Here is a 14,218-nt window from a genome sequence, read left to right as displayed (position 1 = left end):
ACTTCCACCGCCTTTAAATAAGGATTTTTTGATTCATTATTTCTTAAAGCTCTGTTTCGAAATCTTCCATTGTCAGGTTAAAAGGAATCACTTTTAGTTCAGCTGTCTGTTTTGATAAAAGGAAATAAACCAGTGAAAGGGCTTTTCGTCCTTTGTTGTTTGTAGGTATTATTAGATCGACATTTGAGGTGGAATTATTTGTATCACATAAAGCGATCACCGGAATACCTACACTTACCGCTTCTTTAACTGCCTGAGCATCACCGTGTGGATCGGTCACCATCATGATATCGGGTTCTGTATAGATATCCAGAATAGGGTTTGTGAGGGTACCAGGTATGAACCTGCCCACATTGGCTTTAGCACCAATGGTTTTTGCAAACATTTTGACAGGATGGTGTCCATACTGCCTGGCTGATACGAGCAGTATCTTAGTGGGATCATATTTTGCAAGCATAGCTGCTGCCATTCGTATTCTTTCATCTGTTGACTGGATATCCAGAACATACAGCCCGTCAGTCCTAACCCTGTAGACGAATCTCATCATGTCTTTTGTCTTCTGCTGGGTACCAATATGAATTCCAGCAGCCAAGAATTCGTCTAGTGGGATGATGGAATTATAACCGATATCTTTTACTACATCACTTTCAACTTCCATTATTTCACCTTTTGATTATGATTATTTTTTCACGTTGTTTTTACTTTCTGGGTTCTTTTTACCGTTATTGGTATGATTCCCAATTCCAGTTCTCTCAAAGCGATATCGATAGGTTCACCGGAATCATCTTCTAAAAGCACAGGTGCTCCCATTGATATCTGCAATGCACGGGCACCGATGATACGTGCACGTTCGTAACGGGTATATTTCTCAATTTTCAAAAGTCTCACCTACAACAACAATACTTGAACCAAAAATGGTCTGTTAATAACAGTATTTTACATTAATCCTAACAGTAATTTTATTTATTCTCCCGGAGTCCCTCCGGGAATGGTTTCATTTCGATTCTATAACCTTCATTTGACTCAGATTCCTCTGGAATAGAGATGGGGTTGCTGAGATTCGAACTCAGGTTACGGCGTCCCGAACGCCGTAGGATGGTCCAGGCTACCCTACAACCCCTATTGATATGGGGCTAAAGTATCCACCAGCTTAATATGAGTAAGAAGCATCCTGCGACAGCAGTATCTTTCAACACCAAGGTCGTCCATGACCTTGCCGGGGTCTTCAAACTCAGCAACTCGCCTCTCATATTCTTCCCACACGCTGGAAATTACTTTCCCGCATGTGAAACATCGTACTGGAATCATCCTATTAATTCACCTGTATGATTTCTGGGTCTTGGCTCTTGCACCTGGACCGCCGAATTTCTTTGTTTCTTTCTGTCTGGAATCGTTGACCAGAAGGTTTCTATCATAACTGAGCATTGCATCTTTTAGTGCAAGATCACCTGTCCATTCAACAAGTCCTTTGCCAACAGCAGTTCTAACTGCATCTGCCTGCCCAATTACACCCCCCCCTTGCACATTCACATCAATGTCTATCTTTGATATTACTTTATCATCAACAAAGGTTAATGATTCCATGATCTTAAGTCGTGCGATCTCAGGTTCGTGAATCTCAAGGGGTTTTTTGTTTATTCTGATTCGCCCTTTCCCATCTTTAAATGTTGCTCTTGCAATAGCAGTCTTCTTTTTTCCTGATGTATTGATAATTTTTACCAATTTTCACCCCTCCAGATTAGAATTTTGCACCCAGTTTATGACATAGTTCTTCTAGTTTCATATACTTGACAGAACTCAGTCGGTTAATGTTTGCTTTCTCGATGGTTTCGAATTCTTCATTGTTCAATTCCTCGGGTACACCAATATAGGTCTTAAGTCTTAACATGCTGTCCTTGCCTCGTGCTTTCTTGTATGGGAGCATGCCTCGTATAGTCCTTTTTAATAATTGATCTGGACGTTTCGGGAAATACGGTCCAAATTCCTTATTACCCCTGTCAACATCCTGTTTATATTCAGTAAAGGTTGTAACTTTGGAGCCAGAAACGATAGTCAACTCGGCATTCACAATGTTGATCTCTTCTCCTTCTAAAAGTCTTTTAGCTACGATACTGGAAAGTCGTCCCAATATCATCCCATCTGCATTAATTACTGTCATTTCACAAACCTCACTGCATTATTTTTATACCTGAGCCGTTAGGATTTGATTTGACCAGCTCTTCGATAGTGAGGCATAAGCCCCCTTTTTCCAATATCTTCTCTATCGCACCGTCACTGAAACTTAGTGCTGCAACAGTCAGCTTGTGTTCAATGCTGCCTGCACCCAGTACTTTTCCAGGAATTAATACAGTCTCATCTGCATTGGTATTTCTGTTTATCTTGCTCAAATTGACTTCAGAATAATTTCTGGTGGGCCTTTCCATTCGCTTTGCGATATCCCTCCAGATATTTACCCCATTTTCTCTGGAAATGGTCTTAAGGTCATTAATAAGACTAATGATCCGTGGATTTGTCTTTTTTATATTTTTACTCAAACGTTAGTCCTCCGTTTGACCCAAAATGGGCCTGACTCACGCAAACTTAGGTTGCGTTCGGACGATTTTGTCCATGTGCCATGGGATTTTGCAACCCCTACGGTCGTGTTAAATTGAAATCAAAACAATGTTAACACTGATGCATCTAGTGATATACCGGTAATCCCGATATATTGGTGCCCTTCATTATACTTGTCAATATAAATAATTTGTTGTGGATTGCGATTTATAATATTCCTTTGCCTTTTTAGTGATTAACAAAATGAAGTCGCTTTTTTCTTCAGTGTATTCAATTCTATCATTTGGATATTTTTCAGACAGATTTATCTTTAATTCATCGTAGCACTTAGCTTTATCGGGAAATTGCCGAAGATAATCTCTGAAATAAAGCCGGTCCCATAATTCAGAATCTTCCTCGAACATATGAATGTGATGTGTGCGTTTGCTTTTAGAATTTCGTTTGATAAGCCAAGCGTAGTATGGCGGCCCATCATCACCAAAAGCCGGACGCCAGAAATATTCATATCCTTCATTTTCTAATATAGGCACGATTTGCTTTTTAGTTTCTTCTAAGCTCGTTACTTCCACTAAAATATCAATGATTGGCTTTGCAGAAAGTCCGGGGACCGCCGTACTACCAAAATGCTCAATTCTTTTGATTAGATCATGAGGCAATTTCCTGCGTAAAAAAGCGGCCATTATTTTCGTATCTTGTTAGCCAATCAAGACTTCCATCTTCTTTTGCAATAAATCCATCAAGGCTTATCGCGATGTAAAGGATTATTTTTTTATCCATATGATTAGTTGTTAATGTAAACCGTTAATAAATCTTAGGTTCAATGCCTGAAATAAAAATTGCATTGGATTCCCAATTCCTTATACGAGAATTAAACTCCTAAGGTTTGTAGTCACGACCCTAGAATAAAATTCCCGGGCATCATACTGGATCGCCCAGGGAGCAATAGAACGTCCATCCTGCAGACACGGTATTAGGATAATTATTTCATAGCATTCCTGACCATCTGCGCAGTACCCTGTGCCTTAAACGCCTTCAGGAAAATAAGCGTCTCTGCATAGGCCATGGCATCAATGATCTTTCTGGTATCCTCGTTCACTGCATATATTCTATCAAAGAACTGCTTGATGGCCATCTTACTATACTTGCCAAATATTTCATTATCTGATTTATCAGGGGCCGCTTTTCTATAGTTTTCCAGTGTCCAGTTCCAGACATCCTGGTATAGCTCAGGCTCATATATTTTGAAAAGATCCCACACCATATTCTGGTAGAAAGTAGCCACATTGCCTTTAACAATATCCCCATGAGGGAAGTGATTGAGTATCAAATCCCTGGGTGTACCTGTAATGCCGTGTTGTGCAATCCTCACATTCAGATTATTATCCTTCAATGCCTTTGCCACTGCTATGGTCTTTTGAATATCGATTGAGACCTGTTCTATCAGGTTTCCCAGAGCATCGTAGGTATTCCCGTGGGCGCTTCCATTAGCAATAGCAATCACATGAGGATAGACCCCGTTCTCGTTCAATGCCTTAATAAATGTAACTGCTTCTTCAGGTTGTGTGAGCACCCGACCTTGTTCGTCCTCTCTGCCGATCTCACCGACCTCCACTTCAAGGCCATATTCCTTTCCATCCATTCTCTCTTCGATATGCTTACCTATCTTCACAGTAGCATTGATATTATCTGCCAGTTCTTCCCGCAGGTTACCGCCCCGAAAATTGAACAGATGGGATGCATCAATGGCAAAAGAGGTATAACCCGCATCGATCTGGCCGCTCACAAGTTCCTTTGTCGCTTCTATATCCTCGTCCGTACCTTTCTTGATCCCGATATGATCTGCATGAAGTGCCCAAATGTCGAAACCTACTTCCTCTGCTGTCTCTATGGACCTCTTGGAAAACTCGGCTGGGGTGAGCCCGGTATATCCACCTTTCAGGTCGCACTCGGACCTGGCCAGTTCAATTATTAAAGCGGCATCCATATCCTTTGCAGCCTGGAAAATCCCATTAAGTACAAGTGTAATCCTGGGGTTATCGGCCATGATGATTGCATTTTCGTCTTTAAGACTGTTAAAAAGTAAAGAACCTGGTTTTGGTCCATAATCATTTCTTATCATATACCCACCTCTGCTTTTTCTATGTCCTTAATTTCTTTTATATCTTTAAAAATGTGTCTCAAATCCCATAACAATTTCTTATTTGCTTTGAACAGGGCCCATAATAACCCGGGGAGTGAAAGGTTTTTCAGGTCTACACTTTCAAGTGAATGTCCCAGAGTATTCAGGTCTTCATCAGTAAGTTTCCTGAACCTTTCTTTGACAATATAACTCAAACTCAGATCCCTTCCCAGTTCACTGCGCCACTCTTTTTCATATTTCTGTAGAAACTCTGCAGAAACATCATTGGCATTGATGGCTTTTACTCCTACTCTTCCAGCCATTTCCCCTGCCCACATAGAATTAATAATGCCGCCGCCTGTTAGCGGATCCGATTGGTGGGCTGCATCCCCCACCAGCATAAGACCATTGACCACTGCCCTCTTTATATTCCTGCTAACCGGTACACCTCCCACTATAAACTCAATGATTATTCCTTCTGGAAAACGTCTTTCAACAAATTTATCAAGCAATTTTTTTACACTGCCATTTGTGGATTTATCTCCAGTTATACCGATACCCACATTGGCGGAACCATTACCTTTCGGAAATACCCAGATGTAACCTGACGGGGCAATTTCAGTTCCAAGATGGAACTCACAAAATTCCGGGTCAAAATCGATATTTGTCATAAGATACTGGACGCATGTGCACACGTCAATTGGTTTTAGTGATGTGTCAATACCTGCCCAACGGCCCACTTTAGATTCTATACCGTCAGCACCAACTACGATCTTTGATTTGATCTCATAATTATTACCCATATGTTGGGCCTTTATACCGCATACATACCCCTCATTCATCAACAACCCGGTAGCCCGGGTCTTGACCATGATTTCAACACCGGCATTTGCCGCTTCCCTGGCCAGTGCCCGGTCGAACACCTTTCGTTCCAGCATATATCCCACTTCAGCACCTGAAAGTTTTTCTCCCATCTCTATCATAGTCCCGTCCGGAGAAAATATCCTGGAACCTATAACATCGGCTGAGATCCATGCCGGATCAGGTTTTATGTATGTAGATAACAGTTCTTTATTAACACCTTCAGCACATCGTACCGGATCTCCGATCTGCTGCCTTTTTTCGATCAACAGCACATCCAATCCCGCTTTTGCTGCAGTCTTCGCCGTGATTGACCCTCCTGGGCCCGCCCCGACCACGATCATATCATAGCGATCCTTCATTTGGCGACCTCCAGAGCACCAACCGGACATATTTTAGTGCATATACCGCAGTTATTGCATGCATCGTCCACTTCGATCCAGGTTTCAATTAATTCAAGAGCACCGGGAGGACACACACTAACACAAGCACCACAATATCCGCATTTATTTCGATTTACACTGACCGCCAAAGATTATCGCTCCAATATGATAATGAGATAACCATAGTAACATTTCGAATACATTTATATTTGTCGAATAAGGTTAGTAGAATCGAAAATAAGAGTCAAATATGAGATTATAGGAATCTATCAGGAACCAGCTGGTTTGCCATCAGATCATCGAAATTTTCGCCTTTCCGGATCACATCCACTTTTCCATCATTTACCAGAAGTTCGGGACACCTGGGACGTCCATTGTATTGGCTGCTCATACTAAAACCATATGCTCCGGAATCAAGGACTGCAATAATGTCGTCTTTTTCAACAGCAGGTAGTTCCCTATCATTGGCCAGAATGTCCCCGGTCTCGCAGATCGGACCTACGACTGTATAGATTCCTGAGACAGGTGCATCCACCTTGTTAGCCAGGACTACATGATGGTAGCTGTCATACATGGCAGGTCTTATCAGCAGGTTAAATCCTGCATCAACACCTACGAACTTTTTGGCTGCTTCCTTGACGGTATTTACCGTGGTCAGCAGGATTGTGGTATCCCCCATAATATATCTTCCTGGTTCGATGATCAGTTTCAGGTTCTCACCCATTGCTTTTGAACAAATATTAAATATGGGGAGAACCTTATCAGCCAGGTCCTGTGGTGAGGGCGCTACCTCGCCTTTTTTATATGGTATACCCAAACCGGAACCGATATCTAAAAACTCAAGTTTTACTCCCAAGCGTGTAACCTGTTCCACCAGGTCCATCATGCGATTGACTGCTTCACCAAAAGGAGATGTATCAAGTATCTGGCTGCCGATATGACAGTGCATACCTATTGGATTTATCCCTGCAAGCTCAACTGCCTCCTTGTAAGCTTCCACCACTTCTTCATGGGGTATCCCGAATTTAGAAGTTTTAAGACCTGTACTGATCTTGGGATGTGTCTTTGGGGAGATATCAGGATTAACCCTGAATGCGATATCAGCAGTCTTTTTTTGTGAAGAGGCGATCCGACTCAATGTATGGAGTTCATCAAGAGAATCAACTGAGATGCGTACTCCAGTTTCCACTGCCATCTCTAGTTCCCTGTCTGTTTTGGAGTTGCCGTTAAATAATATCTTATCCTTTTTTATCCCTGCCAGCAGTGCCAGGTAAAGTTCACCATCACCAAAAACATCAGCTCCGGCTCCTTCCTGGGCCAGGATGCGCAGGATTGTAAAGTTGCCATTGGCTTTAGCAGCATAATATAAGTCTGCTTCTGGAAATGCCTGTTTATATCTGCGGAAATTATCCCTGATCCGCTGTTCATTGGTAACATACAACGGTGTTCCGTATTGTTCAGCAAGCTCAACTGTATCTATTCCAGCAATAGTAAGGTGCCCATTACGCTTTTCCAAATGGTTCTTTATGGTAAACATTAAAATCTCCTTAATTATGATGTTATCTGATTCCTAGGCTAAATTTAGAATAATATGATAAAAACCTTTTCAGATTCCATAAACAAAAGCTTTATTTCATATTGGATATATGACAGAACACCCCAAAAGGCGGGCCGGTAGATCAGGGGAAGATCGCTACCTTGGCAATCGAGCAGGTTTTGTGCCTATTCGACCTGAATGGTAGAGGCCTCGGGTTCAATTCCCGACCGGTCCATATTTTTTTATAAAAATAACAAGAGATTACAAAAAAAAGGATATTATTGACCACATTGTTTTAATCACATTATCGCGTATTCCAGCACCAAATGAAATTAACTGATTTTAATTATCACCTCCCGCAGCATATGATCGCACAGAGTCCTGCTAGTCCAAGGGATTCCAGCAAATTGATGGTGTTAGATAACAATGGGATATACCATAGAAGATTCCATGACCTGCCTGATTTTCTAAAACCTGGAGATCTGCTCATACTGAATGAGAGCAGGGTTATACCGGCAAGGCTGCCCGGTACAAAAATAACAGGCGGAAAAGTGGAGGTACTGCTGGTAAAACGATTAGGTGAAAATCGTTACGAATGTCTGGTAAAAGGCAGGCTTAAGGAAGGGGGGATAATAAATTTCGATAATGGAATAAACGGTACTGTAATAGAAAAAGTAGCATCCCATACAGGATACCGTTACAACATCACCTTCCATTGTAATGGCAACCTGGAAGACCACCTGCAGGAAATCGGAATAATGCCCCTGCCTCCTTATATCAAGGAGCACTTGGACGATGGTGAACGATATCAGACAGTTTATTCCAATAATAAAGGTTCAATTGCCGCACCCACAGCCGGATTGCATTTTACCCCGGAACTGCTGGCCAGGATCAGGGAGACAGGGGCGAAACTGGTCTGTATCACACTGCATGTCGGTATTGGTACGTTCATGCCTGTTAGTGCTGACAATGTAGAAGAACATATAATGGAGTCAGAATATTATATTATTGACCAGGCAGCTGCTGATCGTATAAATGAGACCATTGCAAACAAAGGCAGGATAATCGTGGTGGGTACCACATCTGTCAGGGCACTGGAAAGTGCAACCTGGAAAAACGGTACGATCCTACCTTCTGAAGGATATAGTGAGATCTTTATCCACCCCCCACATGAATTTAGCACTCCAATGAGCGCTTTGATAACTAACTTCCACCTCCCAAAATCCACACTGCTAATGCTGGTCAGTGCCTTTATTGGCAAAGCAACAATAATGAATGCCTATCAGGAGGCTATAAATAATGATTACCAGTTCTACAGCTTTGGAGATGCCATGTTGATAATGAGTAACCATGAGGTCAAACATGTTTGAAATCGTCCGTCAGGATACTGCGACAGATGCCAGGGTAGGAAAACTTACTACAGCTCACCAGACAGTCGATACTCCGGCTTTCATGCCTGTAGCTACCAAAGCCACAATAAAAACGCTGACCCCTGGTGAGATCATGGAAATGGGTACCCAGGCTATTATCAGTAATGCATTTCACCTGTACCTAAGTCCAGGTCATGAAGTAATAGAAGAAGCAGGAGGACTGCATAAATTCATGTCCTGGGACGGGGCCATCTTCACAGATAGCGGCGGTTTCCAGATACTGAGAAAGGAGTTCAAATTCAAATTGAACAACCAGGGGATCAATTATTTTAATTCCAGGGACGGTGAACGGTATATGTACACGCCTGAGCTGTGCATGGAGATACAGGGCAGCCTGGGTTCTGACGTGGCCATGGTGCTGGACGATTGTCCACCCTGGGGCAGTAATCATGAGGAAGGAATTGAATCGGTCTGCAGGACAGTGGACTGGGCCAGGCGCTGCCTTGAAGCCCGGTGTAATGACGACCAGCTGGTATTTGCCATATTGCAGGGAGGGACGTATCCTGATCTAAGAGAAGCATGTGCTGCCAGGCTGGTTGAGATGGATTTTGATGGTTATGGCATAGGCGGTTTGAGCATAGGTGAGCCAAAAGAAGTCATGCACGAGATTATAAAGCTGAATTTACCTATGATCCCGGCCGGGAAACCAAGATATCTGATGGGAGTAGGTTCTCCCATGGAATTGCTGGATTCAATTTCCCTTGGTGTGGATATATTTGATAGTGCATTCCCGACCCGCAACGCGAGACACCAAACAGTAATTACAAGACACGGGCAAATGGACCTGCGCCGTGCTTCGATGGTTAAGGATTTTACTCCTATCGATGAGGAATGTGGATGCTACACCTGCAAGCATTTTACCAGAGGATATCTGTACCACCTTTTCAAGGAATCAGAACTGCTGGCCATGAGGCTGGCATCCATTCATAATGTCCATTTCCTGCAGGATCTGATGATGGAGGCTAGAATAGCAATTCTGGAAAACAGGTTTTCAGAATTCAGGAGGGAGTTTAAACAGGTATATACAAATTCAGATTAATCGTGATTCAGGTCTTCTGAAGTCTGATCGTGTAGCTGTATTTATTATTCATACTTTCCAGAATTGTACATCTTTTTTTAAAAATAGATTGCAAATCTGGCAGCAGGGAAGCACAATCTGAGATTACTTCTAAAATCTCACCAGGAGACATGAGTTTTAATCTCGCATTGGTCAGGAATAGGGGGATTGGGCACGATTTACCTCTTGTATCAAGAATATCCGGTTCCTGATTAGGCATATATGGTCTCAGAGAGACATCTTTATGGACATTGGATGAGGGAATATTTGATGTCATAATTATCACTAAATATTCTTAATTTTGATATAACACAAATTGGTCTTATTTTTAAGAATGAAATTAGCTTATTTAATGTTTTCCGTAATCTGGTTCAAATTAGTCCAATTGTAATTATTGAGTGCTCAAATAATACAAAAAGACAATTTTTTGCCAGATAGAATAATTGTCTTATTTGATTTGGTCAGATATCCTTTTGACAATGTCCTGAAAATCCTCTGTTGATAATGAAATTCCTTTCACCGTAAGTTCGATCCCATCCCCGGCAGTTCTTGGTATCACATGGCAGTGGAAATGCTGGACTACCTGGCCAGCAACTTCACCCTGATTTACAGCTAGGTTCAAACCATCAGGAGCTAATGCTGTCTGTATTGCTATAACAACTTTTTTGACAGTTTTGAAGACTGCTTCCACGTCCTCATCCTGCATATCAATTATTGTTCTGGCATGGTGTTTGGGTATGATCAGGGCATGTCCAAAGCTGTTTGGGTTGATATCTAAAAATGCCAGTGTCTTATTGTCTTGATAAATAGTATAACTGGGGATTTCGCCTTTGATTATCTTGCAGAATATGCAGTCATCATCCATATTAGATCTCCTTATTGTGTATTCGAATACATATCCCTGAATAAAATCTGTCTCATAATATCTTTCATAGTGACTATCCCTTCTATCCTGCCGTCCCGAATAACAAGAAGTCTACCAATACGGTTCTTGGCAAGTGTTTGAAGCGCAAAGTAAGCTTCATCATCCGGATCTACAGAGATAATTTCTTTTGTCATAATGTCTTCCACCTTAACATTATCGTGCTGATCTTTAGGTACCTTCTGTACATCATGAAAGGTTATTATTCCTTTCAGAAGACTATCCATACCTTCCTGAACAGGATATCCCATATGTTTGGTCTTGAACATTATCTCCACGAGCTGGGATATGGTCCAGGATGGTGGAATGTAGACCATATCCCGTGAACTTGTCATAACATCTTTTACCTTGAGGCCTTCCAGGCTAATGGCAAGTATAGTTTCCTTTTCTTCCCCACTGGCTCCATAGAATATAAGAAAAGCTATAAAGATTAAAAATGGCATGTAGAAAAAACCAAAGAATGCCATAAAGACAGCTAACATTTTTCCGATCGCAACTGCTGTTCTGGTCGCTTCCAGGTATGGAAGCCAAAATGCTAATAAAGCACGCAATATCCTGCCTCCATCCATTGGGAATGCAGGAATTAGATTAAAAATAGCCAGTACAATATTATAGAACGATACGATCCCCAATGTTATTAGCAAAGCATTCGTGAGAGAAGCTCCGATTATATTTGGTTCTAACAGACCAAAATCCATTGAGTTATTATTTAATATCACAGGACCAAGATATTTGTAGATCAAATAGGAAATAACACCTATAAATAAGCTGATTATAGGACCTGCGGCTGCCATTTTCAATTCCAATTTCGGGTTTCGTGGGATTTCTTCCATTTGTGCTACCCCGCCAAAGACGAAAAGGGTAATACTCTGAATATTTAATCCGTTTTGTTTAGCAACATATGAATGACTCAACTCATGAAACAGGATAGTTGAGAAGAACAGTATAGAAGCCACAGCACTGAAAACTAATTTCAGATCAAAAGAAGTGTCCAAGGCATTAAAACCAAGCACAAATGTCCCATATTTGTAACTGATTGAAGCGAAGTAATATATGAACATCAACAGAATTATTACAAAAGTAATATGCAGCCGGATAGGAATACCCATCAATCGACCCAGTTGAATTGACCATTTCATAATGATTCTCCTTTATAATTTATAAATAAATTTACAACCTCACATTATTTAATCTTTTATAGCTAAGTCTGGAAATCAAATCCTGTCCAGACATTATTATTATTATTTTTATTTATGTTTGTTTTTTATGTATCCTCTCATGGCATTCAAAGCATAGGGCTGCAAGATTTTGGGGATTATTCTGACCCCCTTTTGATCTGGGAATTTTATGATGGATCTCATCAGCCGGGCGGCCGCACACCGTACATTTAAAGTGCTGCTTTGCCATTGTTTTTTGCTGTTGATAATAAGACAGTGTTCCCGAGGAGGCATTACCCACAAAGGGCCAGCGCTCTAACAGGTCTATCCAGCTATCCAGCATCTTCTCCTGGCCTCTGTCCGTGATCCCGTACCGCTGGCAATGGTCCACAAACCCGAGAATGTCATGATATCCCTGGCACCCTATTGCCAGTTCGTCTTTCTTGCTGTTGAACAAAGTCGTTAGTTGCTTGATCTTATTGCGATATTTCATGCTTTTTTTCAGATCAGGGATTTTCATACTTATGGTACTATCTCGTGAATAAAATACAAAAAAGTTATTATAATATAGTTAAATGTTTTAATTATGGAAATGGGCTCTGATTATACGAAAAAAGATCAGTTCAGGTGCCAGTTAATAACCTGGGGTGGAGCATTACGAATGTCCAGGCAGCTGGCAAATATAATCAATAAGTCAGGATATAAACCTGATATTATAGTGGCAGTCGGCAGGGGAGGATATGTCCCGGCCCGGATAGTATGTGATTATCTGCGATTCCGTGACCTGACCAGTATAAGGATCGAACACTGGGGTGTGGCAGCTACCCTTGAAAGAGAGGCTCATATCAAGTTTGGATTATCAACAGATATCTCAGGGCTTAAGGTGCTGCTTGTAGATGATATCACCGATACCGGAGATACACTGCTCGCCGCCCAGAATTACTTGAGTAAACACAATCCTGCATCAGTTAGAACCGCAGTCCTCCAGCACAAGACCTGTTCAACCTTCGCACCGGATTTCTTTGTACATAGAATTATTAAGTGGCGGTGGATCATATATCCCTGGGCGGCGTTTGAAGATATTTCGGGATTTATCAAACGGGTGATGCGGGATAAGTACGTTAATACTAATGAGATCCAGCAGAATTTAAATAGGGATTTCCAGTTATTGGTCAGTTTTAGCGATCTGACTCAAATTCTGGAGCAGATGACAATATCAGGATTGCTGAAAAAAAAAGAGAGGGGAGGGGAATCGCTTTGGAAAAAACAGGATTTGTGAAATTATTCCGTTTTTCATTTATGGTTTTCTGATATTTTAGTCTCTGAATCTCTCCGTTTTTAAAACTCCGGTCTAACATTGTGCGACACTACTTTTAAGACTCACTGAGATTGGATGTTTTTCATCCAAAGCATTCTCATCCACCTTTTCCATTACAGCATCATTATCAGTTTCTTTGAAATATCCGGCTTTTTGTTCAAATATGACTTCAAGATAGTCCCCCTCCTTATCATACCAGATTTTCACTTATTTTTCCATAACATATCTCCTTTATTTTATTGAATTGTCTATCCATTTCAGGATGGTCAGTCTCGATATGTACCTGCCGCTCAGATGTAAATCTGATTAGTCGATGGTGGATGTCGCTGAACCATTCCATTCTATTTTTCCCCTCTAAACGGACCCGGTAATGATCTTCACTTAGGATTTTATTAGCGAAATCTTGGTCGTCAGCATAGTCTTTATATTTTCCATGATTTTCAAGCGCCCTCCCATAAGAGAGATTAGATTAACAGCTTTATTAAGTACAAAAAACACATTTACCTTAAAAATATATCAACTTATATGTCCAACAATCTTAAGAACATAAAAAAAGACCTTCAAACTCTTAATGATCCAGTAAAAGCCAAAACATTATCGAAATTTTTCAAGACAGGTAAAGGCCAGTATGGCGAGGGTGACATATTTCTTGGAATCAAGGTACCTGAGCAGCGCAAGGTCGCAAAAAAGTATACTGGTTTGATACTGGATGATATCAGCCATCTTCTTAAAAGTAAAATCCATGAATATAGATTGACTGCTTTATTCATTTTAGTCCTAAAATATAAAAAAGAGGACTCCAATGGAAAACAGGAAATTGTTGATTTTTATGTATCTTCTTCAAATTAAATGGTAAATGGGAAAATATATTTTTATGGAAT

At 41.1% G+C, this 14,218-nt stretch carries 20 protein-coding genes, 2 tRNA genes and 2 pseudogenes; 5 read left to right on the top strand and 19 right to left on the bottom strand.

Annotation, left to right across the window (positions count from 1 at the left end; translation table 11 throughout):
- Window positions 1–43: 43 nt before the first annotated feature.
- The 13 genes and pseudogenes from IBX40_01720 to lysA form a co-directional block, all read right to left on the bottom strand.
- Window positions 44–658 carry a 30S ribosomal protein S2 gene (locus IBX40_01720; protein MBE0523044.1) on the bottom strand — a complete coding sequence of 205 codons (615 nt, stop codon included), beginning with the start codon at window positions 656–658 and terminating at the stop codon, window positions 44–46.
- Between the two features lie 29 nt (window positions 659–687).
- Window positions 688–879, bottom strand: coding sequence for a DNA-directed RNA polymerase subunit K (locus IBX40_01715; GenBank protein MBE0523043.1), 192 nt, complete (start codon window positions 877–879; stop codon window positions 688–690).
- Between the two features lie 166 nt (window positions 880–1,045).
- Window positions 1,046–1,120 (bottom strand) — tRNA-Pro (locus IBX40_01710).
- Window positions 1,120–1,308: a DNA-directed RNA polymerase subunit N gene (locus IBX40_01705; GenBank protein ID MBE0523042.1), complete on the bottom strand. Its 189-nt coding sequence runs from the start codon at window positions 1,306–1,308 to the stop codon at window positions 1,120–1,122. Before IBX40_01705 ends, IBX40_01710 begins: the two co-directional genes overlap by 1 nt.
- A 9-nt stretch (window positions 1,309–1,317) precedes the next feature.
- Window positions 1,318–1,722: a 30S ribosomal protein S9 gene (locus tag IBX40_01700; GenBank protein ID MBE0523041.1), complete on the bottom strand. Its 405-nt coding sequence runs from the start codon at window positions 1,720–1,722 to the stop codon at window positions 1,318–1,320.
- A gap of 16 nt (window positions 1,723–1,738) precedes the next feature.
- Window positions 1,739–2,158 (bottom strand): 50S ribosomal protein L13, encoded by a 420-nt coding sequence (locus IBX40_01695; GenBank protein ID MBE0523040.1) that lies wholly within the window; start codon window positions 2,156–2,158, stop codon window positions 1,739–1,741.
- 10 nt (window positions 2,159–2,168) lie between these two features.
- Complete coding sequence (locus IBX40_01690; protein MBE0523039.1) at window positions 2,169–2,534, bottom strand: 50S ribosomal protein L18e; 366 nt, start codon at window positions 2,532–2,534, stop codon at window positions 2,169–2,171.
- Window positions 2,535–2,729: 195 nt separating this feature from the next.
- Window positions 2,730–3,233 (bottom strand): GrpB family protein, encoded by a 504-nt coding sequence (locus tag IBX40_01685; GenBank protein ID MBE0523038.1) that lies wholly within the window; start codon window positions 3,231–3,233, stop codon window positions 2,730–2,732.
- A pseudogene (locus IBX40_01680) lies at window positions 3,232–3,330 on the bottom strand (dihydrofolate reductase). The gene IBX40_01685 and the pseudogene IBX40_01680 overlap by 2 nt, the downstream one beginning before the upstream one ends.
- Before the next feature lie 202 nt (window positions 3,331–3,532).
- A complete protein-coding gene (locus tag IBX40_01675) occupies window positions 3,533–4,672 on the bottom strand; it encodes a class II fructose-bisphosphate aldolase (GenBank protein ID MBE0523037.1) in 1,140 nt (379 codons plus the stop codon).
- A complete protein-coding gene (locus IBX40_01670; GenBank protein MBE0523036.1) occupies window positions 4,669–5,895 on the bottom strand; it encodes an NAD(P)/FAD-dependent oxidoreductase in 1,227 nt (408 codons plus the stop codon). Before IBX40_01670 ends, IBX40_01675 begins: the two co-directional genes overlap by 4 nt.
- Window positions 5,892–6,065 (bottom strand): 4Fe-4S binding protein, encoded by a 174-nt coding sequence (locus tag IBX40_01665; GenBank protein MBE0523035.1) that lies wholly within the window; start codon window positions 6,063–6,065, stop codon window positions 5,892–5,894. The genes IBX40_01670 and IBX40_01665 overlap by 4 nt, the downstream gene beginning before the upstream one ends.
- Before the next feature lie 107 nt (window positions 6,066–6,172).
- Window positions 6,173–7,453, bottom strand: coding sequence for a diaminopimelate decarboxylase (gene lysA / locus IBX40_01660; GenBank protein MBE0523034.1), 1,281 nt, complete (start codon window positions 7,451–7,453; stop codon window positions 6,173–6,175).
- Window positions 7,454–7,584: 131 nt separating this feature from the next.
- On the opposite strand from lysA, the gene IBX40_01655 reads away from it, so the two are divergent.
- The 3 genes from IBX40_01655 (at window position 7,585) to tgt (ending at window position 9,922) form a co-directional block, all read left to right on the top strand.
- Window positions 7,585–7,688: transfer RNA gene (locus IBX40_01655), tRNA-Ala, on the top strand.
- A 91-nt stretch (window positions 7,689–7,779) separates the two neighbouring features.
- On the top strand, window positions 7,780–8,823 hold the full coding sequence (gene queA, locus IBX40_01650; GenBank protein MBE0523033.1) for a tRNA preQ1(34) S-adenosylmethionine ribosyltransferase-isomerase QueA: 1,044 nt from the start codon (window positions 7,780–7,782) through the stop codon (window positions 8,821–8,823).
- Window positions 8,816–9,922, top strand: coding sequence for a tRNA guanosine(34) transglycosylase Tgt (gene tgt / locus IBX40_01645; GenBank protein MBE0523032.1), 1,107 nt, complete (start codon window positions 8,816–8,818; stop codon window positions 9,920–9,922). The genes queA and tgt overlap by 8 nt, the downstream gene beginning before the upstream one ends.
- A gap of 7 nt (window positions 9,923–9,929) precedes the next feature.
- Here tgt and IBX40_01640 read toward each other — a convergent pair whose 3' ends face one another.
- The 4 genes from IBX40_01640 to IBX40_01625 all read right to left on the bottom strand — a co-directional run bounded on the left by IBX40_01640 (window position 9,930) and on the right by IBX40_01625 (window position 12,362).
- Window positions 9,930–10,217 (bottom strand): sulfurtransferase TusA family protein, encoded by a 288-nt coding sequence (locus IBX40_01640; protein ID MBE0523031.1) that lies wholly within the window; start codon window positions 10,215–10,217, stop codon window positions 9,930–9,932.
- 171 nt (window positions 10,218–10,388) lie between these two features.
- A complete protein-coding gene (locus IBX40_01635) occupies window positions 10,389–10,805 on the bottom strand; it encodes an HIT family protein (GenBank protein ID MBE0523030.1) in 417 nt (138 codons plus the stop codon).
- An 11-nt stretch (window positions 10,806–10,816) separates the two neighbouring features.
- The gene (locus IBX40_01630) at window positions 10,817–12,001 is read right to left on the bottom strand and encodes a CBS domain-containing protein (protein ID MBE0523029.1); all 1,185 of its coding nucleotides are present in this window, start codon (window positions 11,999–12,001) and stop codon (window positions 10,817–10,819) included.
- A gap of 112 nt (window positions 12,002–12,113) precedes the next feature.
- A complete protein-coding gene (locus IBX40_01625; protein ID MBE0523028.1) occupies window positions 12,114–12,362 on the bottom strand; it encodes an HNH endonuclease in 249 nt (82 codons plus the stop codon).
- Window positions 12,363–12,605: 243 nt separating this feature from the next.
- Between IBX40_01625 and IBX40_01620 the strand changes: the two genes are divergently transcribed.
- Entirely contained in the window at window positions 12,606–13,298 is a 693-nt protein-coding gene (locus IBX40_01620; protein MBE0523027.1) for a phosphoribosyltransferase, read from the top strand.
- Window positions 13,299–13,370: 72 nt separating this feature from the next.
- On the opposite strand, the pseudogene IBX40_01615 reads toward IBX40_01620, so the two are convergent.
- Window positions 13,371–13,556: pseudogene (locus IBX40_01615) on the bottom strand (DUF2283 domain-containing protein).
- A complete protein-coding gene (locus IBX40_01610) occupies window positions 13,528–13,677 on the bottom strand; it encodes a hypothetical protein (protein MBE0523026.1) in 150 nt (49 codons plus the stop codon). Before IBX40_01610 ends, IBX40_01615 begins: the two are co-directional and overlap by 29 nt.
- 185 nt (window positions 13,678–13,862) lie before the next feature.
- On the opposite strand from IBX40_01610, the gene IBX40_01605 reads away from it, so the two are divergent.
- Window positions 13,863–14,186, top strand: a complete 324-nt coding sequence (locus IBX40_01605; GenBank protein MBE0523025.1) for a DNA alkylation repair protein — start codon at window positions 13,863–13,865, stop codon at window positions 14,184–14,186.
- The last annotated feature ends 32 nt before the right edge of the window (window positions 14,187–14,218 follow it).

Source organism: Methanosarcinales archaeon (assembly GCA_014859725.1).
In the GTDB taxonomy this organism is placed as follows: domain Archaea; phylum Halobacteriota; class Methanosarcinia; order Methanosarcinales; family Methanocomedenaceae; genus Kmv04.
The sequence above is the reverse complement of the archived record's forward strand: the minus strand, read 5'-3'. Positions and strand labels throughout refer to the sequence as shown.

Bases quoted from the DNA above. Each gene is read 5' to 3' on its own strand.
- IBX40_01720 (MBE0523044.1), bottom strand. From the start codon at position 658: ATGGAAGTTGAAAGTGATGTAGTAAAAGATATCGGTTATAATTCCATC.
- IBX40_01705 (MBE0523042.1), bottom strand. From the start codon at position 1,308: ATGATTCCAGTACGATGTTTCACATGCGGGAAAGTAATTTCCAGCGTG.
- IBX40_01695 (MBE0523040.1), bottom strand. From the start codon at position 2,158: ATGACAGTAATTAATGCAGATGGGATGATATTGGGACGACTTTCCAGT.
- IBX40_01685 (MBE0523038.1), bottom strand. From the start codon at position 3,233: ATGGCCGCTTTTTTACGCAGGAAATTGCCTCATGATCTAATCAAAAGA.
- IBX40_01675 (MBE0523037.1), bottom strand. From the start codon at position 4,672: ATGATAAGAAATGATTATGGACCAAAACCAGGTTCTTTACTTTTTAAC.
- IBX40_01670 (MBE0523036.1), bottom strand. From the start codon at position 5,895: ATGAAGGATCGCTATGATATGATCGTGGTCGGGGCGGGCCCAGGAGGG.
- lysA (MBE0523034.1), bottom strand. From the start codon at position 7,453: ATGTTTACCATAAAGAACCATTTGGAAAAGCGTAATGGGCACCTTACT.
- queA (MBE0523033.1), top strand. From the start codon at position 7,780: ATGAAATTAACTGATTTTAATTATCACCTCCCGCAGCATATGATCGCA.
- tgt (MBE0523032.1), top strand. From the start codon at position 8,816: ATGTTTGAAATCGTCCGTCAGGATACTGCGACAGATGCCAGGGTAGGA.
- IBX40_01640 (MBE0523031.1), bottom strand. From the start codon at position 10,217: ATGACATCAAATATTCCCTCATCCAATGTCCATAAAGATGTCTCTCTG.
- IBX40_01635 (MBE0523030.1), bottom strand. From the start codon at position 10,805: ATGGATGATGACTGCATATTCTGCAAGATAATCAAAGGCGAAATCCCC.
- IBX40_01630 (MBE0523029.1), bottom strand. From the start codon at position 12,001: ATGAAATGGTCAATTCAACTGGGTCGATTGATGGGTATTCCTATCCGG.
- IBX40_01625 (MBE0523028.1), bottom strand. From the start codon at position 12,362: ATGCTGGATAGCTGGATAGACCTGTTAGAGCGCTGGCCCTTTGTGGGT.
- IBX40_01620 (MBE0523027.1), top strand. From the start codon at position 12,606: ATGGAAATGGGCTCTGATTATACGAAAAAAGATCAGTTCAGGTGCCAG.
- IBX40_01610 (MBE0523026.1), bottom strand. From the start codon at position 13,677: ATGGAATGGTTCAGCGACATCCACCATCGACTAATCAGATTTACATCT.
- IBX40_01605 (MBE0523025.1), top strand. From the start codon at position 13,863: ATGTCCAACAATCTTAAGAACATAAAAAAAGACCTTCAAACTCTTAAT.